This is a genomic window from Vibrio cyclitrophicus, assembly GCF_024347435.1.
Taxonomy (GTDB): Bacteria; Pseudomonadota; Gammaproteobacteria; order Enterobacterales; family Vibrionaceae; genus Vibrio; species Vibrio cyclitrophicus.
Genome location: NZ_AP025480.1, coordinates 2,562,732 through 2,583,827, shown reverse-complemented (window position 1 = coordinate 2,583,827; position 21,096 = coordinate 2,562,732). Strand labels below are relative to the sequence as shown.

The following is a 21,096-nucleotide window of genomic DNA, read 5'->3' as shown; positions in this document are numbered from 1 at the left end:
CTTCGGTGGTAGCATCCTTGCAAGATTAAATACGGTTACGTATCGGTTTACATAGGAATTTGGGAAATGTCTCGCGGGTTTACCTTCTTAGAGCTACTCATAACCATATCAGTGCTCTCTATATTATTGGCTGTTGCCGCTCCAAGTTTTAGTTCTGTCTCGGAAACAGTGAAGATGCAACGGTTAGCTACTGAGTTGAATGGTTTTATGATGCAGGCAAAATCTGAGGCAGTTATGAGAAATACTGATCTTTGGGCTCATTTTTTAATGAATGGTAATTCAAATGACACCGGTGATTGGAAAATTGAATTGACCGAATTCGATATTCCGAATACTGGTACGACAATTCTTACACTGGAAGGTGCTTCATTTCGAAACGTAGATTTCACCGTTAACTACAGTTCTGAACAAATTAAATTTAGTGGAGTAAACGGTAAAGCTAAAGATGGCCATCTCTTATTTGATATGAACTCTAAGCCTTTAAAGCTTATAACATATCGTACTTCAGGAAGAATGAGAATTTGTGGTGTAGAAGGAGACTTTTATGGTTATCAGATCTGCACTTAGGAGGCAGCAGTTCGGTGCAACATTAGTCGAATTTATGATCTCTTCCATTTTGGGAATTGTCGTTATTGGAAGTGTGGGGTCGGTATTTATATCCGGACAAAACATCGCATCCGAGAGAAGTAAAGAATTATTACTATTACAACAAGTTTCAGGAGCTCTTCAATACTTTAAAGAAGATATCCAGCGTGCGGGCTACGATGGAGGGACAGGTGTATCTCTAAAATTATCAGGCTCCACCGATACTTTATATATTTCTCCTGATTCAAAAACGGTTGCATATGCTTACACTCATCAATCAGAGATTCGAAATGTCGCTTTTGTATTTGATTCAGGTTTGGTCAAGGTGTGTGATAGCCCCTCCAGTATCGTAAAAACAGTATCAGCGGCGATTAGTGGGTGCTCTTCTATCTTTGAGCCGAATCAAATTAGAGTCGTTGATTTTCATGCGAATCAGTCAAGTATTGAATCTCAAGGGGTTAGTTCAGGTATTACAGCCATTATGATTTCTGCTGAATTAGTAGGAGATACGTCCGTTAATTATTCATCAAGTGTGATTGTAAAAAATAGGAATTGGCGATGAATAAAAATCAACAAGGTGCGGTTGTTTTACTTACAACAAGTGTATTACTAGTTACTGCGTTAATGTTGACTTTTGGTAGTTATCGCTCTGTTTTTTATCAAATAAAAAGATCTCAGAATGAAGTAGAAGCGCGCAAGCAACATTGGGAAGCAGAGGGAGGTCTAGAGTGTGGTTTTACATATATTGTTAATCAAAAATTGCAATCAATACCCAATAATTTAGCGACAGTTTGTAACTCGTATAGTTTTTCTTCCTTAAATGCTGACTTTACAAACCCTGAAATTTTGCTTTCTCAAGTTGGTCATAGCAGTGTTAATAAAAAAATAATCTTTTCATCTTCAGTTGGTTATGGAGCTATGAAGTCGACTTCTGATGTTATTTCTTTTGGCTCAGCACTTTTTTCACCACCAGACCCTGGTGAATTTGACTCGGCTGCTGAAGCTTATGAGTGTATCGGGGCAGTGGTTAAATATAGGTTTATTGCGACTGGTATTACCAATCATGGCGTAAGTAGTTCTATTGAATCTCCAGGAGCCGGGCATGATCCCACTAAGGATTGTAAGCCTTCTCATAAGACATCGACAGCTGTTAAATCAGGGATATGGGAGAACTCCTTTGGAGTGATAAGTTCTCATAATGTTGGGTTAGATATTCAGCGAGATGACACTATCGACCCTTTTAAAGATTTTTTCGGAGTCGATAAAAGTAAGTGGCAAGAGGTTCGTGATGATGTAGATAACGAATTTATTAAAGTTTCAATGCCTTCTAGTAGTGTTGATTGCTATAGCCAATTTTCTGATTCAATAGTGAATGGACAGCCCAATAAAGTTTGGATTGATGGCTCTTGCCAACTAGCGCCAGTTGATGTGACGAATATTGTAAATTTACAGGCTGCACACCCGGGAACCGATTTGTTTTTACTTGTTCATGACGGTGTTTTTGGGGTCACTGGTTCTGGCGATATTAGCGGTGTATTTTTTCATTTTAATAATACTTACTCTCCCACTCCTTCTCAATGGGACTCGATGACGGAAGTGAAACCTTTTGTAAATTCAGTATTTAGTGACCTAATTAATACTATGTATGGTTCTTCAAGTACTCTTACGCCATATCATGCAACTTATGCGCAAGCTGGCGCATTCAGTTTCACGGGGGGACAATTTTTTGATACAGAAGGGCAAATGGCGCTATTTAATAACTCTCTGAATTTTTCATTCAATTCAGATGTTATTGATGAGTTCGAATTTTCACCTAAGCCAAGATGGCAAAAAGGTTCATGGAATGATTTATAAGCAAAAAGGTTTTAGCCTAATTGAAGTACTCATTTCATTTTTATTGATAGGAGTCGGTTCGCTAGGGCTAATTAAGTTACAAACATATGTTGAGCAAAAGTCTGACTTTGCTATTCATAGTGTAGAAGCTTTGAATTTGGCTGAAAATAAGCTGGAATGGTTTAGAACTCGAGGCGCATCTGCCGCTTTATCGAGTATAACGCCTGCGGATTTTGCTACGGATATTGTTGATGGCATGGATCACTCGCATTTTAAATATCAACTTGATTGGACAGTGACGAACAGTTTATCCGGAGCGCTGAAGACCGTTCAGATAACAAGCTCATGGGAAGACCGGTTTGGTAATAATCAAGAGATCGAATTACATACCATGATTTCTAAATACAGCGAGTTCGATTGATTGGGTTTATAACTTCAATGTCGTGATAGTTTGCTCTTCTCGGACATTCTTTATGTGCCAGTTAAAACTCTGTATATGGAATGGTATGTTTTGTGTTTTTATATTGTTGCTGTTGTATGGTATTTTTGCAAAATATGTCTCCATTTATGGAAAATAAGATGGAATCTTGTGCTTTTTAATGACGACTTTAATAGAATATGTGCTGCACCAATAGGCCATGGTCCAAACTTATATTAGGCCTAAACAAACAACATCACATATGGAGTTACCATGAGTAACCAAGCCGTAAAAAAAGCACCATCGACTGAGAAGATCAGTGGAATGGACCGCTTTCTAAACTTCATTGAACGCGCCGGCAACAAAATTCCAGATCCAGCAATTCTGTTCTTCTGGGCTCTAGTTATTGTATGGGTAGCATCTGCACTTTTGTCGAATCTTTCATTCGATCTAATCAACCCTCAAACGGGTGCTGCTCTAGAAGTTAACAACCTACTCACTGGTGAAGCGCTTGCTAGCTTCCTCGCGAATATGGTTACCACGTTCACAGGTTTCGCACCTCTAGGCATCGTACTTGTTGCTATGCTAGGTGTTGGCGTTGCTGACTCTTCAGGCTTCATTACGACTGGCCTTAAGAAGATGCTTAATTTCACGCCAGCTAAGCTATTAACGCCAATGCTAATCTTGGTTGCTATCGTGTCTCACACAGCAGCAGATGCAGGTTACGTTCTAGTCATTCCTCTTGGCGGTATCATCTTCCACGCAGCGGGTCGTCACCCTCTAGCGGGTATTGCAGCAGCGTTTGCTGGTGTATCAGGTGGTTTCTCAGCGAATTTCATTCCTTCAGGTATTGATCCGCTACTAGCAGGTTTCACTCAAACCGCGGCAAACGTTCTTGACCCTGCATACGTGGTTAACCCTCTAGCGAACATCTTCTTTACTGGCCTATCTTCAGTTCTAATCGTTGGTATCGGTTGGTACGTAACAGAGAAGGTTATTGAGCCTCGTCTTGCTAACACACCTGTTGATGAAGATGCAGAACAGGCACCTGACCTAGGTACATTCACAGCGATTGAATCTAAAGCATTCAAATTTGCTGGTTGGGCAATGGTTGCGGGTATTGGTCTACTTATCGCAGCTTTGGTTCCTGAAAACTCAGCACTTCGTTCGCCTGAAGGTGAACTAACAGCGTTCTCAGCGCCAGTAATGAAGTCTATTGTTCCTCTGATCTTCATCCTGTTTATTATTCCAGGTATCGTCTACGGCCGTGTAGCGGGTACTTTCAAGAATAGTAATGATGTTATCAAAGCAATGTCTGAGACAATGGCAACGATGGGCGCGTACATTGTAATGTCGTTCTTCTGTGCTCAGTTCCTATCTGCATTCGCTCAATCAAACATCGGTACTATGCTGGCACTTTATGGTGCAGAAGGCTTGAAAGCGATGGACCTTCCAGGTGAAGCAACGGTTGTTGGTATGATTCTACTAACGGCTGCAGTTAACCTTCTTGTGGGTTCAGCTTCAGCTAAGTGGGCTCTTATTGGTCCTATCTTAGTTCCTATGCTAATGGTTGTGGGTATCTCTCCAGAGCTATCTCAAGCGGCTTACCGTGTTGGTGATTCAGTGTCTAACATCATCTCTCCATTGATGGTGTTCTTCCCACTGGTTGTTGTTTACTGTCAACGTTACGTTAAGTCGACAGGTATCGGTACTCTAGCTTCTCTAATGATGCCATTCTCGATTGCTATGCTAATCGGTTGGTCAATCTTCTTGCTAGCTTACTGGGCTCTTGGTATCCCACTAGGTATCCAAGCTCCTTACACTTACACAATGTAAGCTAAGTAAGAAAAGCAAAAAGTTAGTAAGATAAAATCATCGAAGCCTGCACCAAAATGTGCGGGCTTTTTTTTTCGCTATTTTTGTCTATTTTTTTATATCTAAGACTTTTTATATCCACAACTTTTTATATTCAAAATCAAGGCACTCAGCTTATACTCCGGATTACGGCTAATTGTTGGCCGGTAAAATTAGGAAATCCAAGCTACATGAAGATTCTGCTTTTAGTGGGGTTAATTGTTTTAAATGGTCTGTTTGCTATGTCAGAGATTGCACTGGTAGCAGCAAAGAATAGTCGGTTGAAACGCTTAGCCGAAAAACATCGCTCCGCTCAGGTTGCTCTCGAGCTCAAAGAAAATCCTACTCGTTTCCTTTCAACCATTCAGATTGGTATTACAGTGATAGGCCTACTCAGCGGTATTGTGGGTGAGGCGACCCTATCTGCGCCACTGGCCGTTCAACTTGAACTCTGGGAATTCGACCCTGCACAAGCAAATATCCTGTCTACTGCGATCGTCGTTGTTGGTATTACTTATTTCGCGATTGTTGTGGGTGAGTTGGTGCCAAAGCGTTTTGCTCAATCCCAAGCTGAAAACATCGCCGTGTTAGTCGCATTGCCTATCTTCTGGTTATCTAAAATCGCGACACCATTTGTGTTTGCGTTGTCTGCTTCAACCGAAGGTATTCTCAAATTAATGGGACGTGGTAGTGAAGAAGATAGTGTCACTGAAGATGACATTCATGCCCTAGTGAAAGAAGGCTCTGAATCTGGTGTGATAGAACGTGGCGAGCAAGAGATGATTCGTAATATCTTGCAGCTTGATGATCGTCTTGTGAGCTCGTTGATGACCCCACGGCGAGACGTCGATTTTCTGGATATTGACCAACCTGTTGAGCAGTTGCTGAAGAAGCTGCGTTTATCAAAGCACAGCGTATTTCCACTTTGCCAAGACCACCTTAATCAAGTCGTCGGTACGGTGTCAGCCAAAGCTTTGCTGAATCAGGCGGGCAATTTAAGTATTCAAGTTATTATGGGGCTCTCTAAATCCCCAATCTATGTTCCAGAGTCGATGAAGGCGTTGCGCTTACTGAGCTACTTTAAAGGTTCAGGTGCTGAGATGGTCTTTATTGTTGATGAATATGGCGATGTGCAAGGCCTTGTGACGCACTATGACATTCTTGAAGCGATTGCCGGTGAGCTGTCTAATAACCCTCAAGACCTGTGGACTGAGGAGGTCGAAGACGGTTTACTGGTGGATGGATTGATCCCGCTCAGTGAACTAAAGAATCGCTTAGAGCTATCAGAGCTAGAAGTTGAGAAAGAAGGTTTCCAGACGTTGAACGGCTTAATCTCTTGGTTAATTGGTCGCTTACCTGAGGTTGGCGAGGTTGTCGAATATCAGCAATGGCAGTTTGAAATTACCTCGGTTGAAAACAATCGAATTGTCAGCGTCAAAGCGACTCCGATAACCAACGACTTTAGCGACGCTAGTCGTTAGTGACTCAATGAACAGGCCTGCCGTTAATATCTTTAATCTCGCTATTGTTCGTTGTCTCGCTATTGTTCATTATTACTAAGATTAGGTATGCTTCACCGCATACCTATTTTTTGCTTTACCTTTTTGGAGTTCCCTTTGTCAGACCATCAATTTAGCCCTCAAGATGAAATCTTCATGCGACGCGCCATCGAGGTAGCGAAGCAAGCTGAGAAAGAGGGAGAGGTTCCCGTTGGTGCGATACTGGTTAAAGGTGGAGAGATTATCGCTGAAGGGTGGAACCGTTCGATTGGCAGCCACGATGCGACAGCACATGCTGAAATCGAAACCTTACGCAAAGCGGGCCAAGCTTTGGAAAATTATCGCTTACTTGATACTACGTTATACGTCACTTTAGAACCATGCCCTATGTGCGCAGGTGCTTTGTTACACAGCCGCGTAAAACGAATTGTCTTTGGAGCGCCAGACTTAAAGGCGGGAGCTGCAGGTACAGTACTTAATTTGTTTGAAAGCCAAGCCTCATACCACTATGCCGACGTTGAACATGGCTTGCTAGAAGCTGAGTGTCGTGAGCAATTGCAGGCGTTTTTCAAGCGTCGTAGAAAAGAGATCAAAGAGAAAAGAAAGCAAGAGCGCTCAGAGGAAGAATCGAGACAGAAATAAGGCCCATCTAAATAGGCACTCTATCTTTTAAGAGTGCCTAAGCAAACTTACTTGGTCATCATGGCATTTACTCAGCAATCATCTGCATGAAAGCACGGTTGCGCCAAATGATCTTTTTCTTATTATTTGAAAGCATACGCTTACGACGGTTTGCAGCAACAGTCTTATCAAGGCGTTTCGATTTCAGCTTGTTCTTCATCATTTCAATGACTTCCTATTTGTCGTCTGACTTTTTAATTTGGACTAACGATTTAATTATAGTGTTATTCGTTTATTTGGCCTGTCGTACGCTTGGCTTACTTAGAAGAGCAGTTCTAGTCTAAAGCCAGCATCGAAGTTCAACAGAGCATAATCTTGATTGTGGTGTGCCGTTATAAGGTTCGATTGTTACTGCAATATGACATTCCTAATTTCACAACACAGTTTTATGGTGAGAATCCCCAGTTGCTTAGTTGCTTAGTTGCTTAGTTGCTTAGTTGCTAGTTACTTAGTTACTCAGTCAGAGATTCTGCTATTTTGCTTCTTATCTTGCAGGCAATAAAAAAGAGCAATGCTAATTGGCATTGCTCTTTTGGATTTTACTGCAAGGATTCTGAACTGCTGACTGTCGGCTGAGCTGCGCTGATAGTCGATTCAGCACCTGAGATTTCTAGAGGTGGGATCACCACCAAATCTTCAAGGTTAGCCTCTTGTTCTTTATTTCGCTTATTTACATGGCCAATAATGCTTTGGTAATAACGGCGAATGTTCTCTACGTAGTTCCTAGCTTCATCACCACGTGCATACCCGTACCGAGTTTGGCTGTAATATTTCTTTTGTCTTAGCAGAGGTAACCTATCTTTTACATCACCCCAAGCGTCAGGATCGCCACCTTGCGCTTTGGTTAAGCGACGTGCATCCATCATATGTCCGTAACCGACGTTATATGAGGCTAGGGCAAACCAGATTTTTTCGTGTTGGGTGATTGAGTCTGGAACTCGGTTAACGATACGACGCAAGTATTCAACACCACCTTGTACCGACTGTTTAGGGTCAAGACGGTTAGTCACGCCAACGCTTTTCGCTGTGGGTAGCGTCAGCATCATCATGCCACGTACACCGGTTGGTGAGCGAGCAACAGGATTCCAGTGTGACTCTTGGTATGCCAAAGCGGCAATCAAGCGCCAGTCAAACTCTTGAGAGTATTCCTGAAAGAGTGGCGACCATTTTGGCAGTTTGCTATCCAGTGCACGGATAAAGGCGCGAGTATCAACGTAATCAAAGGTACCAATGTGACCTATGTACTTCTCTTCGAGTGATGCGAGCTCACCAGATTGTTTTAGGTTGCCGAAGAATTCAATCAGTAAAGCATACAGGCTTTCGTCTTCAGATTTCTGTAAGTACCAAGAGATAGGTTGGTCTTCTGTTAGCTCAAAAGCGAGAGCGACCTCTGGATACAAACGTTGCGCCAATGAAAGCTCAATTGAATCTGCAACGGTAAACAGTCGCTCTCCTGTCGAGACTTCTTTTAGTAGGTCGTTGACGTCCGCATTACCGACCGCATCGTAGGTAAAGTCATCATGTGTGTTCTGTAGCTGTTTTAGTGTTGGCTCGAAGTGTGAGTCTTTTACTACAACTAAAGAGGGGGTCAGTGTTTCGCTTGATGACGCCTCTTCTGATTCAGTTTGTGCTTTTTCAAACTCAGCCTGACGTTCATTTTCAAACTTGATCAGTTGCTCAAGGTTTCTTGGTCGCCACTGGCCTTTTTTGTACACGACTTGTTGGCTTACATAATAATAAGCTGGCGCAGCGCGATAAGCGCGTGTCAGGTTACTATTTTGCGTTAACCCAGTTGCGATAAGATCGATTTCGCCTTTCTGTAACGCTGGGAATAGGCCGGATAAACGGTAAGCGGGTTTAACCTCAAGCTTTACACCAAGCTCTTGCGCAAACTCACGAGCTAATTCGTAATCCAAGCCTGCTGGGCCATCTGGACCGATGTAATAAGAGAGTTGGTTATTCAAGGTGCCGACACGAAGAACGCCACGGTCTCGTATCTGCTCAAGAACACTTTTAGGTTCAGATTCAATCTGGCATCCCGCTAACCCAAACAGAGCGATAGCGACCAGAAGGAATTTAGACGAAAAGATGAGCGTAAATTTAGGCATCAAAATGAAATCTCAAAAAGTAGAAGCTCCTTTATACCAAACCCCGCAAGACTGGCAAAGCTGCTTTAATTAAACAGTTGTAAAAGTGCTGATAAATGCAGCAAAAGTTCCATTTGAGCAGAAAGATAAAAAAAATAACGCAAACGGTTGCTTTTGGTGTTACGTCACAAAAAGAAATGCTTTATAATGCGCTCGCATTGAAGAGGTGGGATCGGCATAGGTTTGGCAACCTTCGGGAATAGCTTCGAAGAAAACAGTTAGGTTGTTCCTATAACCCACTGAATTTATTCCAATACTACCTTAATCAACTGCATAAGAGACCTAAGCACATGAGAATTTTGCGTGGCTCCCCAGCTCTATCTGAGTTTCGTGTTAACAAGCTTTTAGAGCTTTGTCGTGAATTAAGCTTACCTGTAACAGGTATTTACGCTGAGTTTGCCCACTTTGCTGATCTAACGGCAGACCTAGACGAGTCTGAAGTTGAGAAGCTAGAAAAGCTACTGACTTACGGTCCAACGATTGAAGAGCATGAGCCTGAAGGTTTATTGCTGCTTGCAACGCCACGCCCAGGCACTATCTCGCCTTGGTCTTCAAAATCAACAGATATCGCACATAACTGCGGACTGGCTAAAGTGTCACGTCTAGAGCGCGGTACTGCTTTCTACATTGAAACCTCTTCTGAACTTTCTGAGCTTCAACTTGTTGAGCTGAAAGCAATCCTGCACGACCGTATGATGGAAGTGGTTTTCACTGACTTCGAATCAGCGGCTGCACTATTTACAGTTGCTGAGCCTGCTCCATATGCGGAAGTTGACCTATTAACTGGTGGGCGTAAAGCGCTTGAAGAAGCAAACGTTACCCTAGGTCTAGCACTTGCAGAAGATGAGATTGATTACCTTCTTGAAAGCTTTACTGAAAAGCTAGGTCGTAACCCGACTGACATCGAGCTAATGATGTTTGCACAAGCGAACTCAGAGCACTGTCGTCACAAGATCTTTAACGCTGATTGGACTATCGATGGCGTTAAGCAAGAAAAATCATTGTTCAAGATGATTAAGAACACCTTTGAAACGACACCAGAACACGTTCTGTCTGCTTATAAAGATAACGCAGCGGTAATGACCGGTTCTGAAGTAGGTCGTTTCTTCCCAGATCCAGAAACTCGCCAATACAACTACCACCAAGAAAAAACACACATCTTGATGAAAGTTGAAACGCATAACCACCCAACGGCAATCTCTCCATGGCCGGGCGCATCAACAGGTTCAGGCGGCGAAATCCGTGATGAAGGCGCAACCGGTATTGGTGGTAAGCCAAAAGCTGGCCTTGTTGCTTTCTCTGTATCTAACCTTAAGATCCCGAACTTCGTTCAACCTTGGGAAACTGACTTTGGTAAGCCGAGCCGTATCGTTACTGCTTTGGATATCATGCTTGAAGGTCCTCTTGGTGGCGCAGCATTCAACAACGAATTTGGTCGTCCAAACCTATTAGGTTACTTCCGTACATACGAAGAGAAAGTAAATTCTCACGCAGGCGAAGAAGTGCGTGGGTACCATAAACCAATCATGCTTGCTGGTGGTCTAGGCAACATTCGTGATGATCATGTTCAGAAGAAAGAGATCCCAGTAGGTGCAAGCCTAATCGTTCTTGGTGGGCCAGCAATGAACATCGGCCTTGGTGGCGGTGCTGCATCTTCAATGGATTCGGGTTCATCTTCTGAAGACCTAGATTTCGCTTCTGTACAACGTGAAAACCCAGAGATGGAACGTCGTTGTCAGGAAGTTATCGACCGTTGTTGGCAGCTTGGTGATGCGAACCCAATCGCATTCATCCACGATGTGGGCGCGGGCGGTATCTCGAATGCTCTTCCTGAGCTAGTCGACGACGGCGAGCGTGGCGGTATCTTTAATCTACGTGACGTACCAAACGATGAGCCGGGCATGAGCCCACTTGAGATCTGGTGTAACGAATCTCAAGAGCGTTACGTTATGGCGGTTGCTGATAAAGACATGGCAACGTTCGACGCGATTTGTAAACGTGAACGCGCACCATATGCAGTGGTTGGTAAGGCAACAGAAGAGCGTGATCTGAAACTAGAAGATTCACACTTCGACAACACGCCAATCGACATGCCTATGGACATCCTATTAGGTAAAACACCTAAGATGCACCGTGACGCGAAGACGCTAAAAGCAAACAATCCTGCGATTGACCGTTCTGGTATCGAACTAAACGAAGCGGTTGACCGTATTCTTCGCCTACCAACAGTGGCAGAGAAAACATTCCTAATCACTATCGGTGACCGCTCGGTAACGGGTCTTGTAGCTCGTGACCAAATGGTTGGCCCATGGCAGGTTCCAGTTGCTAACTGTGCGGTAACGGCAGCAAGTTACGACTCTTACCACGGTGAGGCGATGTCTCTTGGTGAGCGTACGCCAGTTGCACTACTTGATTTCGGCGCGTCAGCTCGTCTAGCGGTTGGTGAAGCAATCACTAACATTGCAGCGACCAACATCGGCGATATCAAACACATTAAACTGTCGGCTAACTGGATGTCTCCAGCAGGTCACCCTGGTGAAGATGCAGGCCTTTATGAAGCGGTTAAAGCCGTGGGTGAAGAGCTATGTCCGGCACTGGGTCTAACTATCCCTGTGGGTAAAGACTCAATGTCGATGAAGACTAAGTGGGAAGAGAACGGCGAGCAGAAAGAAGTCACGTCTCCGCTATCTCTTGTTATCACTGCGTTTGCACGTGTTGAAGATGTTCGTAAAACGATTACTCCTCAATTACGTACCCCTGATAACCTTGAAGGACTAGGTAATACAAGTCTAGTTCTTATCGATTTAGGTAACGGCAAAAACCGCATGGGTGCAACAGCACTTGCTCAGGTTTACAAGCAGCTTGGTGATAAGCCAGCAGACGTAGACAACGCGGCACAGCTAAAAGGCTTCTACGAAGGCGTTCAAGCACTTGTAGCGAACGACCAAGTTGTCGCTTACCACGATAAAGGCGATGGCGGTCTATTCGTAACGCTAGCTGAAATGGCGTTCGCAGGTCACTGTGGTGTTAATGCTGATATTGCAGCGCTAGGCGAAGATGCTCTAGCAGCACTATTCAACGAAGAACTGGGTGCGGTAATCCAAGTTCGTAACGACGACCTAGACACAGTACTTTCAACTCTTGCAACAAATGGCCTAGAAGCGTGTTCACACGTAATCGGCTCTGTTGAAGCCTCTGATGAGCTAGTGATTAAGTCTGGCGAGTCTGTAGTGATTGAACGTAACCGCACTGAATTACGTACTATCTGGGCTGAAACCACGCACAAGATGCAAGGTCTACGTGATAACCCAATCTGTGCAGACCAAGAGCACGAAGCGAAGAAAGACAACTCTGACCCAGGTCTGAACGTTAAACTAAGCTTCGACGTAAATGAAGACATTGCAGCACCATTCATCAACACGGGTGCTAAGCCTAAGATGGCGATTCTGCGTGAGCAGGGTGTTAACTCTCACGTTGAAATGGCAGCAGCATTTGACCGTGCAGGCTTCGAAGCAACGGATATTCACATGAGCGACATCCTAACGGGTCAAGCGGTATTAGAAGAGTACAACGGCCTTGTGGCTTGTGGTGGCTTTTCTTACGGTGACGTACTAGGCGCAGGTGAAGGTTGGGCTAAGTCGGTTCTATTTAACGACTCGACTCGTGATCAATTTGAAAACTTCTTCAAACGTGAAGATACCTTCTCTCTAGGTGTGTGTAACGGTTGTCAGATGTTGTCTAACCTACGTGAACTTATTCCGGGTGCAGAGTACTGGCCACGTTTCGTTCGTAACGAATCAGAGCGTTTTGAAGCTCGTTTCAGCCTAGTTGAAGTTCAGAAGTCTGATTCTGTATTCTTCAACGGTATGGAAGGTTCTCGTATGCCTATCGCTGTTTCTCACGGTGAAGGCCGCGTAGAAGTGCGTGACAACGACCACCTAAACGCGATTGAAAACTCAGGTACGGTTGCTCTACGCTACGTTGATAACAACGGTAACCAAACGCAGCAATACCCGAACAACCCGAATGGTTCACCAAACGCTATCACAGGTCTAACAACGACGGATGGCCGTGTGACTATCATGATGCCTCACCCAGAGCGTGTATTCCGTACGGTTGCTAACTCTTGGTCTCCAGAAGGTTGGGGCGAGAATGGTGCTTGGATGCGTATGTTCCAAAACGCACGTAAGAATGTGGGTTAATCACTTTCTTACAGGCCGCATTAATCTAGGCTAGGTTATGCAAAACTGAAAAGCGCAGATCGAAAGGTCTGCGCTTTTTTATTACACAAATTTTAAGAACCAACGCGAAATAAATTAGGTTTGCAGTTTGCTGTTCTAAAAAATTCCACTACGCTAAATGTTATGGAATCAATTTGTTAGGCGGATAATATCTGTAATAAAACAGGGAGAGTTCTGTTCGACCATGCAAAAACTGAATCGATCATTGTGGCATAAGAGGGAACTATGAAAACAACAATTACAAAAGCCGTTGCAGTAGCAGCGATTGTCATGTCGTTAGCTGGGTGTGTTGGTAGTAATGCGGTTACTGGGAAACTAATGAAGTTTAACGTTGAGGTTGTAGATAACCGTTACGCTCGTGCCGGGGTCAACTTTTTGCTTGCTCCAGTTTACGCTTTAACATTCGCAGCCGATTATATCGTATTCAACTCGATCGAATTCTGGGTAGGAAAAAACCCACTCACTGGAGCGCCTCACATCTTTGATAGCAAAGTCGACACCATGATTGATGTGAACGACAGCCTAGATGATTCGCTGAAAGAAGCCCCACTTGGTTTCAACAATCGTCATATCGAGCAAGGTGAAATGCAACAAATTGATGAAAATACCATACGTATGGACATCACTTACAATGATGGACAAAAAGCAGTCTTGTTGGGGGTTCGTGATGGTGACAAAGTCAGTTACTACATGGATGGTACATTGGTTTCAGAAACTTCTATTCAGGCTCTTGAGCAGCTGGCAGCCGAAAAAGCATAATCTAGTTTGTTTATTCTTATAAAAGAAAAGCCGCTGGATTAAACCCCCAGCGGCTTTGTAGTTTTTAGTATCTAGTAATTTAGCGTCTAACGTTTAGATTAGTTGTTGCTGTGTAGCTCGCTGTTTAGTTCAACAGCAGACTTGTTCGCTAGGCACTCAATTTGACCTGTGATCGAGTTGCGACGGAACAGCAGATCAGAAACGCCAGCAAGGTCACGAGCTTTAATGATTTCTACTTCGTTGCCTTCTTTATCTAGCATGCGAACTTTAGTTCCCGCAGTCACGTAAAGACCCGATTCAACCGTACAACGGTCGCCCATTGGGAAGCCAAGACCTGCATTTGCACCTAGTAGACAGTTTTCGCCGATAGAGATAACCATAGTACCGCCACCTGACAGAGTACCCATGATAGAAGCGCCGCCGCCGATATCAGAACCGTTACCCACAACAACACCAGCAGAGATACGACCTTCAACCATGCTCACACCAGTTGTACCTGCATTGAAGTTGATGAAACCTTCGTGCATTACTGTTGTGCCTTCACCTACGTGTGCGCCAAGACGAACACGAGAAGTATCAGCGATACGAATACCTGTTGGTACCACGTAATCCACCATTTTAGGAAATTTGTCTACGCAATCTACAGTCAGAGCACGACCAGCTAGACGAGCTTCAATTTGACGCTCCGCTAGTTCAGGAAGGTCGATAGGGCCTTCGTTTGTCCATGCGATGTTGTGCAGTAAACCGAAGATACCGTCTAGTACCGTACCGTGCGGTTGTACTAAGCGGTTAGAGATAAGTTGTAGCTTTAGGAAGCCTTCAGCAACAGATGCAGGCTTCTCGTCAGTAGCAAGAATAACAAGAACAAGTGGCTGTTCAGACGCTGCAGCTTTTTCTGCGAAAGATGCGTTTGCTGCCTCGTCGTTTGCTGCGAATGCTTTCGCTAGTTCTGCGCTTTGTGCAGCAGAGATTTCGATAGCTTGGTTGCCTTCAGAGTAACCTGATACTTCAGCCACTGCGGCCACAAGAGCGTCGCTTGGATTTAGAAGTGGATTAGGGAAGAACGCTTCAATAATTTTATTGTCGCGATTTGTGGTTGCCGTACCGAAGGCTAGTGAAAAGTAAGCCATGTTGAATCTCCATGTGTTGAGTCTTGATTTTGCTATTCAATAACAGAAGCTCGAATAACAAGCGCTGCCGTTAGCAAAGTTAATTTAATTGCGTTCATCATAAAGAGAGCGCCCTCGTTATGAAAGGGCGTATCGGGATAAAGTCTGTAAAATGATATTGCTTGTCTTTTTAGCGATAGTTTTCATTATCCGGATATTATACCTCGCTCTTAAACAGGGGCGTGCTTGCTTAAGTAGCGCTGTGCCATTTCATTTCCACACCTGACACTTATCTTTAGCCCATCCTCTTGTTAGCAGTATCAATAGAGTGAGTCACACTTTCTTTATAAATTCATGTTTATTATCAGAATTATTCGACTTCTGTTGATTAATCGCTTGTGCCTACAGTTAGGGTAAATACTCAATTTTCCAGAAGTGTAATTAAGAGAACGATCACTAAAACCCTGCAAGATGTCAGTATATTGCCTGCCATAACGACATTAAAACGATTAATAAAGGATCTTCTATGAATTTTACTAAGTCTTTACTGGTGCTCTCTATCGGCGTAGCGATGGTTGGTTGTGGCTCGGACAATGACGACAATATTATTGCCCCCAATATGACATTGCGCATAGCACATGTGAATGACACCCACTCAAATTTTGATCCTGTAAAATCCAGTTTTACTATGGGTGCTGATGGCAAGAAGGTTTATAACGAATTTGGCGGTTATCCTCGCCTATTGAAAGCCGCTGACGATATCAAAGCGGGGGCTAAAGCAGACAAAGAACCTTTGTTATTCTTGCATGGTGGTGATGCATGGCAAGGTACCGCTTACTTTAAGCTAAATGAAGGTGCTGCAAACGCAGACTTATTGTCCCAGATGGGGTTAGATGCAATGGTACTTGGGAACCATGAATTCGACTTAGATACCGACAAGCTCGCATCGTTCATCAATACAGTTAGTTTTCCTGTATTAGCAAATAATATGGATGCATCAAAAGATCAGTCTTTAAGTAATGTAGATAATTTATATCCGTATCAACTGTTTGCATTTGAAGGCTCAGAAAAAAGAGCAATTACCTCTGTTTCTGATGCAAGTGATGATGAGAAAGTTGTTGCGGTAATAGGTGTTGTCTTGGGTGATATGCCAACGATAGCTACCGGAACTGGTGATGTGACATTTAGTGACCAAATTACAGCAACTCAAGCCACTATAAATGATTTAAAAACCAAGGGTGTGAATAAAATCATTGTTCTATCACACATAGGAAATGCTGCCGATAAGGATCTGGCTGCCAATACAACGGGTATCGATATCATTGTTGGCGGTCACTCTCATACTTTACTTGGTGATTTTACCGATCTTGATCAAGGTAATAATGGTATTTACGCGGAAATGATCCCACAAAAAGACAAGGTACAAAATACTTGTGTGGTTCAAGCTGGCCAATATGCGGAAGCTATCGGGGACGTTGATGTATCATTTGACGTAGACGGCAATCTCATCTCATGTGTTGGGAACAATACTCTATTATCAAATGATGAGTTTTATCACGATTCTCATCGAGAACATCAAATGATTAGTACTGATAAAGATGATGTAACGTCGTTTATTGATAATAATGAAAAAATCACGATAAAAGATGAAGATATTGATTTAAGAACCCGTATCGACGCAACTTATAAGCCAGCTCTCGATGCTGCGTATGGTGATGTTGTTGCAGCTGCACCGACTGAAATCAGTCATGAGCGCCGTCCTGGTGATGCTGGAACTGATAAGCATGGTTCAGATGTTGCTCCTATGATTGCTCAAGGTATGATTTATTGGGCAAATCAACCGTCGGTAACAACGGTTACCGGTAAAAATGTTCAGATTGGTTTGGTGGGAGCTGGTGGTGTTCGAACGGATATTACGTCTGGTGATTTCAGGGAAGGCAATGCTACGTTAGAACTATTACCATTCTCGAACTACTTGTCGATTTTAACCGTTAAAGGCGAAGTGATTCGAAACCTTATTGACAGCACAATTGAGCCGACGCTTGCGGAAGGTGCTCATGCTGGCAAGTTCCCTTACGTATCAGGCATGCGTTACACGTTTACAGAAGATGTGAAAGGTGTATCAGGTACAGTGACAACTCTTGAGGTAAATACTGGAACAGAAGACAATCCAGTGTGGGCGACAATGAACGATGTTGATAACTACACTGTTATCGTTAATAACTATAATGCAAGTGGTAGTGATGGTTGGAATGTATTAGGCGATGCTCAATTAATATCTACAGATCGTCAAGACATTGTCATTTCAGGCAATGGTTTTAAAACTTATAAAGTTAATAACCTGACATACGATGGAAGTACCGAGAAATATAGCGTCAACTATGACGGTGGTATTAAACCATGCGCGGAAGGTTCAGGTGACGTATGTAATACTGATGCAGAATCATTTATTTCTTGGGTTGAGCATAAGAAAGTATTAGAACCACTAGGCTTTGAAACAACAACGATGGAATACAAATAATACTGATATCGCTCTTATCGGAGCGTTATGTATTGTTAATGAATGTCTTAAAATACAAGGCTATAGATTAACCTTGAAAGAAAATAGCCAGCAAATTGCTGGCTATTTTTGTATTGGAATTTTGAGGTATTAACTAGATAAACAGCGCCTTGTAAGCCTGTTCTATCCCTTCAATCAACATCTGCATACCAATAACTGCAAGTATCAAACCCATCATTCGAGTAATTACGTTCAACGCACTTGGTCCGACAGCTTTAACAAAGCGCTCCCCGAATACAAACAGTATGTAGGTTAGGGTGCATAGGAGGCCAAACGCCACAATGGTAATGATGGTCTCGTAAATCCCCTCTGTGCTGGCAAAGTTCATCGCAGTTGCAATGGTGCCGGGACCCGCTAGTATTGGCATGGCTAAAGGTGATACCGCGATACTCAATGCTGCATCTTGCTGCGCGTCTGAATTGACCTTCTCTTTTGCTTTGGCATGCGTCGAGTCACCTTGTAGCATGTGAAAACCAATCAGAAATACAAGAATACCGCCGGTTATGCGCAGTGCGTAAAGCGTGATACCAAACAGGTCAAAGATGAGCTTGCCGGAAATAGCAAAGGTACTCACGATGATAAAGGCGATGAACACTGAGCGGAAAGCGATCGACTTAACCATCTCTCTATTGCTATCAGCCGTTAAACCCAAAAATATTGGGGTATTGGCGATGGGATTCATGATGGCAAAAAAGCCCATGAATACGGTGATGGTATGAATGATCAACTCTTTCATATTATTCCTTTAAAAATATAAGGTTAAATACCTAGCGATAGGTGCATTTAATCTTATAGATAAATAACGATTAGGAATAGATAGTAGAGCAAATATGGATGAAAAACAGCCAGCTTCAAACTGGCTGTTTAGATTTAGTGATAGATGTCGAGGTTCATTTGCGCGTTATTGTCGGTTTATCAATTAACGGATTTCTTATGGAGCCTCTAATTAGATTTACTAAGTTCAGTCGTTAGGCGTTTTGAGCTTCACTAACAGCAACCGCGAGAGCGACTGTCGCGCCTACCATTGGGTTGTTACCCATACCGATGAAGCCCATCATTGCCACGTGAGCCGGAACAGAAGAGCTACCAGCGAACTGAGCGTCAGCGTGCATTCTGCCCATGGTATCTGTCATGCCGTAAGACGCAGGGCCTGCTGCCACGTTATCTGGGTGTAATGTTCGACCTGTACCGCCGCCTGAAGCAACTGAGAAGTAAGGTAAACCTTGGCGAGTACGCTCTGCTTTGTAGATACCTGCAACAGGGTGTTGGAAGCGCGTTGGGTTAGTTGAGTTACCTGTAATACTTACATCTACTTCTTCTCTGTGCATGATTGCCACGCCTTCACGTACATCATCAGCGCCGTAACACAAGATCTCTCCGCGAGGGCCTTGTGAGAAGCGGCGACGTTCTGTTTCAACAAGCTCACCCGTTTGGTAATCGTATTGAGTGCGCACGTAGGTAAAACCATTGATGCGAGAAATTAAGTAAGCCGCATCTTTACCTAGACCATTGAGTATTACCTTTAATGGGTTGTGACGTGATTTGTTGACGTTGAGTGCAATTTTAATCGCACCTTCTGCAGCAGCAAAAGATTCATGGCCCGCAAGGAAAGCAAAACAGTGGCTTTCTTCATTTAGAAGACGCGCAGCTAGCGCACCGTGGCCGATCCCCACTTGGCGTTGCTCAGCAACGCTGCCAGGTTTGGTGAATGCTTGAAGGCCTTCACCAATGATATTCGCAGCTTGTTCAGCGTTGCTTGCTTTGCGGAATAGAGCTAGTGCTGAACCAAGGATATAAGCATCGGCAGCGCTTTCAAAAGCAATAGGTTGGGTGTCCATCACCATGGCTTTTGGATCAACGTTGTGGGCTTTACAGTATTGGTTCGCTTGCTCTAAAGAGTCGAAGTTCATTTCTGCCAATACGCGAGTTACTGATTCATTAAATTGAGTGTTCATCATATCTTTCCTCTAAATTGGCAAAAATTATTGTTGGCGTGGATTAATGGTGGTTACAGCTTCATCGAAGCGACCGTAGGTTCCCATAGCAAGGTCTGCTGCTTCATTGGCTGACATACCTTGATTCATCGCCTTCATCATTTTGCCGAGGTTGAGATATTCGTAGCCAATTACTTCGCTATGGTCATCAAGTGCAAGCTTGGTCACGTAACCTTCGGCTAGCTCTAGGTAACGAACGCCTTTCGCTGAAGTTGAATAGCTAGTACCTACTTGACTACGTTGTGTTTGACCTAGGTCTTCTAATGCCGCGCCAATTTCTAGGCCGCCTTCAGAGAATGCAGATTGAGTTCGACCGTAAACAAATTGCAGAAAGATTTCGCGCATGGCTACGTTAATCGCGTCACACACTAAGTCAGTATTCAGGGCCTCAAGAATGGTTCTTCCTGTGAGGATTTCGGCTGCCATCGCGGCTGATTGAGTCATGCCTGAACAACCAATCGTTTCGATTAGTGCTTCTTCGATGATGCCGTTTTTTACGTTGAGCGTCAGTTTGGCTGCACCTTGTTGTGGTGCACAAGTGCCTACGCCATGGCTTAAGCCAGAAATAGCGATGACATCTTTTGGGCTAACCATGGCGCCTTCAACTGGAATTGGAGCTGAAGTGTGAAGATCACCCCTTTGAATAGGGCACATTGATTGAATTTCTGAAGAGTAGTGCATAATGTTTTCTCATTGATAGAGCCATTTAAGACCTAGGGCGTTGAGAAAACAGGACGTGTTGGAAGAGGTGCGGCTAATTCACTACAGATCTTGAGTATCGATAATCCAAAGGTGTCATGAAGCTTGGTCTTGATAGACTAAGTCCATTTCAAAATGGAGGAGTAGCGATACGTCCAACAGTATTACCTGTTTTCGATTCTGTAGGAGTCATTAGCACTGCTCGAAAGAACGGGCGGTTGAAGCAAAAGCTTAGGTGGAACCCCATCACCTGATGGCTATAGATTAGATCTTTATCACACTTTTGTGCAAGCGAATGTTTAGAGCGATTTCGACTATAAACAAGCTTTATTATATTTCAATAAGTATAAAAAAAACGCCAATAACGGACTCTTGTTAGAGGTGTTATTGACGTTTTTTAGAAAGGGAACAGCTAGTTATGCTGCATCTTCTTCTGCATCTTCAACAGCTTCAAGCTTCTTCGCTTTCTTTGGTACTGGTTTGCGCTTAGCGCCCAATGCGTAAAGAACTTCTTCTTTATTCTTCGCTAGGTACATTGCAAGTTCTTCTTGCTTGCCTTCATCTTCAACTAAATCGCTTTTGCCTAACAGTTCAAAAAGCTCATCAGCCATATCCAGCATTTTGTCGTATGCGTCAGCTTCGGCTTTAGAGGTAAAAGTCATTTTCTCTTCTCCGTTGCGTTCCACCACGTACTTGACGATAACAGCCATGGTTAAT

17 protein-coding genes and 1 riboswitch are annotated in these 21,096 nt (G+C 43.6%); of the genes, 10 read left to right on the top strand and 7 right to left on the bottom strand.

The window, feature by feature from the left end; genetic code table 11:
- The first annotated feature begins 66 nt into the window (after nucleotides 1-66).
- From OCW38_RS11430 to tadA, 7 genes are all read left to right on the top strand, one after another.
- A complete protein-coding gene (locus OCW38_RS11430) occupies nucleotides 67-567 on the top strand; it encodes a GspH/FimT family pseudopilin (protein WP_010438937.1) in 501 nt (166 codons plus the stop codon).
- Nucleotides 545-1,147: a PilW family protein gene (locus tag OCW38_RS11425; RefSeq protein WP_016790348.1), complete on the top strand. Its 603-nt coding sequence runs from the start codon at nucleotides 545-547 to the stop codon at nucleotides 1,145-1,147. Before OCW38_RS11430 ends, OCW38_RS11425 begins: the two co-directional genes overlap by 23 nt.
- Nucleotides 1,144-2,439 carry a hypothetical protein gene (locus tag OCW38_RS11420; protein ID WP_010438941.1) on the top strand — a complete coding sequence of 432 codons (1,296 nt, stop codon included), beginning with the start codon at nucleotides 1,144-1,146 and terminating at the stop codon, nucleotides 2,437-2,439. The genes OCW38_RS11425 and OCW38_RS11420 overlap by 4 nt, the downstream gene beginning before the upstream one ends.
- Nucleotides 2,429-2,839 carry a type IV pilus modification PilV family protein gene (locus OCW38_RS11415; RefSeq protein WP_016768353.1) on the top strand — a complete coding sequence of 137 codons (411 nt, stop codon included), beginning with the start codon at nucleotides 2,429-2,431 and terminating at the stop codon, nucleotides 2,837-2,839. Before OCW38_RS11420 ends, OCW38_RS11415 begins: the two co-directional genes overlap by 11 nt.
- Nucleotides 2,840-3,109: 270 nt before the next feature.
- The gene (locus OCW38_RS11410; RefSeq protein ID WP_010438945.1) at nucleotides 3,110-4,672 is read left to right on the top strand and encodes an AbgT family transporter; all 1,563 of its coding nucleotides are present in this window, start codon (nucleotides 3,110-3,112) and stop codon (nucleotides 4,670-4,672) included.
- Nucleotides 4,673-4,881: 209 nt separating this feature from the next.
- Nucleotides 4,882-6,171, top strand: coding sequence for a hemolysin family protein (locus OCW38_RS11405; protein WP_016784803.1), 1,290 nt, complete (start codon nucleotides 4,882-4,884; stop codon nucleotides 6,169-6,171).
- 87 nt (nucleotides 6,172-6,258) lie between these two features.
- Nucleotides 6,259-6,831, top strand: a complete 573-nt coding sequence (gene tadA, locus OCW38_RS11400) for a tRNA adenosine(34) deaminase TadA (protein ID WP_080659637.1) — start codon at nucleotides 6,259-6,261, stop codon at nucleotides 6,829-6,831.
- Nucleotides 6,832-6,898: 67 nt separating this feature from the next.
- On the opposite strand, the gene OCW38_RS11395 is transcribed toward tadA, so the two are convergent.
- Together OCW38_RS11395 and mltF are read right to left on the bottom strand one after the other, a co-directional pair.
- Nucleotides 6,899-7,033 carry a hypothetical protein gene (locus tag OCW38_RS11395; RefSeq protein ID WP_010438952.1) on the bottom strand — a complete coding sequence of 45 codons (135 nt, stop codon included), beginning with the start codon at nucleotides 7,031-7,033 and terminating at the stop codon, nucleotides 6,899-6,901.
- Between the two features lie 376 nt (nucleotides 7,034-7,409).
- Nucleotides 7,410-8,978, bottom strand: coding sequence for a membrane-bound lytic murein transglycosylase MltF (gene mltF / locus OCW38_RS11390; protein WP_261894098.1), 1,569 nt, complete (start codon nucleotides 8,976-8,978; stop codon nucleotides 7,410-7,412).
- Nucleotides 8,979-9,307: 329 nt separating this feature from the next.
- Between mltF and purL the strand changes: the two genes are divergently transcribed.
- Both purL and OCW38_RS11380 read left to right on the top strand, forming a co-directional pair.
- Entirely contained in the window at nucleotides 9,308-13,219 is a 3,912-nt protein-coding gene (purL, locus tag OCW38_RS11385; RefSeq protein WP_102424104.1) for a phosphoribosylformylglycinamidine synthase, read from the top strand.
- A gap of 264 nt (nucleotides 13,220-13,483) precedes the next feature.
- Nucleotides 13,484-14,017, top strand: a complete 534-nt coding sequence (locus OCW38_RS11380) for a DUF3332 domain-containing protein (protein WP_016791404.1) — start codon at nucleotides 13,484-13,486, stop codon at nucleotides 14,015-14,017.
- Between the two features lie 98 nt (nucleotides 14,018-14,115).
- Here OCW38_RS11380 and dapD read toward each other — a convergent pair whose 3' ends face one another.
- Nucleotides 14,116-15,147, bottom strand: a complete 1,032-nt coding sequence (gene dapD / locus OCW38_RS11375) for a 2,3,4,5-tetrahydropyridine-2,6-dicarboxylate N-succinyltransferase (protein ID WP_016785980.1) — start codon at nucleotides 15,145-15,147, stop codon at nucleotides 14,116-14,118.
- Between the two features lie 505 nt (nucleotides 15,148-15,652).
- Here dapD and OCW38_RS11370 point away from each other — a divergent pair.
- The gene (locus OCW38_RS11370) at nucleotides 15,653-17,647 is read left to right on the top strand and encodes a bifunctional metallophosphatase/5'-nucleotidase (protein ID WP_261894093.1); all 1,995 of its coding nucleotides are present in this window, start codon (nucleotides 15,653-15,655) and stop codon (nucleotides 17,645-17,647) included.
- Nucleotides 17,648-17,780: 133 nt separating this feature from the next.
- On the opposite strand, the gene OCW38_RS11365 is transcribed toward OCW38_RS11370, so the two are convergent.
- The 4 genes from OCW38_RS11365 to OCW38_RS11350 all read right to left on the bottom strand — a co-directional run bounded on the left by OCW38_RS11365 (nucleotide 17,781) and on the right by OCW38_RS11350 (nucleotide 21,089).
- Nucleotides 17,781-18,422, bottom strand: coding sequence for a MarC family protein (locus OCW38_RS11365; RefSeq protein ID WP_010438967.1), 642 nt, complete (start codon nucleotides 18,420-18,422; stop codon nucleotides 17,781-17,783).
- A 232-nt stretch (nucleotides 18,423-18,654) separates the two neighbouring features.
- The gene (locus OCW38_RS11360) at nucleotides 18,655-19,644 is read right to left on the bottom strand and encodes a GGGtGRT protein (RefSeq protein ID WP_016790314.1); all 990 of its coding nucleotides are present in this window, start codon (nucleotides 19,642-19,644) and stop codon (nucleotides 18,655-18,657) included.
- Nucleotides 19,645-19,668: 24 nt separating this feature from the next.
- Nucleotides 19,669-20,361, bottom strand: coding sequence for an iron-sulfur cluster assembly scaffold protein (locus tag OCW38_RS11355; protein ID WP_016768344.1), 693 nt, complete (start codon nucleotides 20,359-20,361; stop codon nucleotides 19,669-19,671).
- A 194-nt stretch (nucleotides 20,362-20,555) separates the two neighbouring features.
- A riboswitch (Fluoride riboswitch) is annotated at nucleotides 20,556-20,639 on the bottom strand.
- A 156-nt stretch (nucleotides 20,640-20,795) separates the two neighbouring features.
- Nucleotides 20,796-21,089: a YebG family protein gene (locus OCW38_RS11350; protein WP_010438976.1), complete on the bottom strand. Its 294-nt coding sequence runs from the start codon at nucleotides 21,087-21,089 to the stop codon at nucleotides 20,796-20,798.
- Between the last annotated feature and the right edge of the window lie 7 nt (nucleotides 21,090-21,096).

Bases quoted from the DNA above. Each gene is read 5' to 3' on its own strand.
- OCW38_RS11430 (WP_010438937.1), top strand. From the start codon at position 67: ATGTCTCGCGGGTTTACCTTCTTAGAGCTACTCATAACCATATCAGTG.
- OCW38_RS11425 (WP_016790348.1), top strand. From the start codon at position 545: ATGGTTATCAGATCTGCACTTAGGAGGCAGCAGTTCGGTGCAACATTA.
- OCW38_RS11420 (WP_010438941.1), top strand. From the start codon at position 1,144: ATGAATAAAAATCAACAAGGTGCGGTTGTTTTACTTACAACAAGTGTA.
- OCW38_RS11415 (WP_016768353.1), top strand. From the start codon at position 2,429: ATGATTTATAAGCAAAAAGGTTTTAGCCTAATTGAAGTACTCATTTCA.
- OCW38_RS11410 (WP_010438945.1), top strand. From the start codon at position 3,110: ATGAGTAACCAAGCCGTAAAAAAAGCACCATCGACTGAGAAGATCAGT.
- OCW38_RS11405 (WP_016784803.1), top strand. From the start codon at position 4,882: ATGAAGATTCTGCTTTTAGTGGGGTTAATTGTTTTAAATGGTCTGTTT.
- tadA (WP_080659637.1), top strand. From the start codon at position 6,259: ATGCTTCACCGCATACCTATTTTTTGCTTTACCTTTTTGGAGTTCCCT.
- OCW38_RS11395 (WP_010438952.1), bottom strand. From the start codon at position 7,033: ATGATGAAGAACAAGCTGAAATCGAAACGCCTTGATAAGACTGTTGCT.
- mltF (WP_261894098.1), bottom strand. From the start codon at position 8,978: ATGCCTAAATTTACGCTCATCTTTTCGTCTAAATTCCTTCTGGTCGCT.
- purL (WP_102424104.1), top strand. From the start codon at position 9,308: ATGAGAATTTTGCGTGGCTCCCCAGCTCTATCTGAGTTTCGTGTTAAC.
- OCW38_RS11380 (WP_016791404.1), top strand. From the start codon at position 13,484: ATGAAAACAACAATTACAAAAGCCGTTGCAGTAGCAGCGATTGTCATG.
- dapD (WP_016785980.1), bottom strand. From the start codon at position 15,147: ATGGCTTACTTTTCACTAGCCTTCGGTACGGCAACCACAAATCGCGAC.
- OCW38_RS11370 (WP_261894093.1), top strand. From the start codon at position 15,653: ATGAATTTTACTAAGTCTTTACTGGTGCTCTCTATCGGCGTAGCGATG.
- OCW38_RS11365 (WP_010438967.1), bottom strand. From the start codon at position 18,422: ATGAAAGAGTTGATCATTCATACCATCACCGTATTCATGGGCTTTTTT.
- OCW38_RS11360 (WP_016790314.1), bottom strand. From the start codon at position 19,644: ATGATGAACACTCAATTTAATGAATCAGTAACTCGCGTATTGGCAGAA.
- OCW38_RS11355 (WP_016768344.1), bottom strand. From the start codon at position 20,361: ATGCACTACTCTTCAGAAATTCAATCAATGTGCCCTATTCAAAGGGGT.
- OCW38_RS11350 (WP_010438976.1), bottom strand. From the start codon at position 21,089: ATGGCTGTTATCGTCAAGTACGTGGTGGAACGCAACGGAGAAGAGAAA.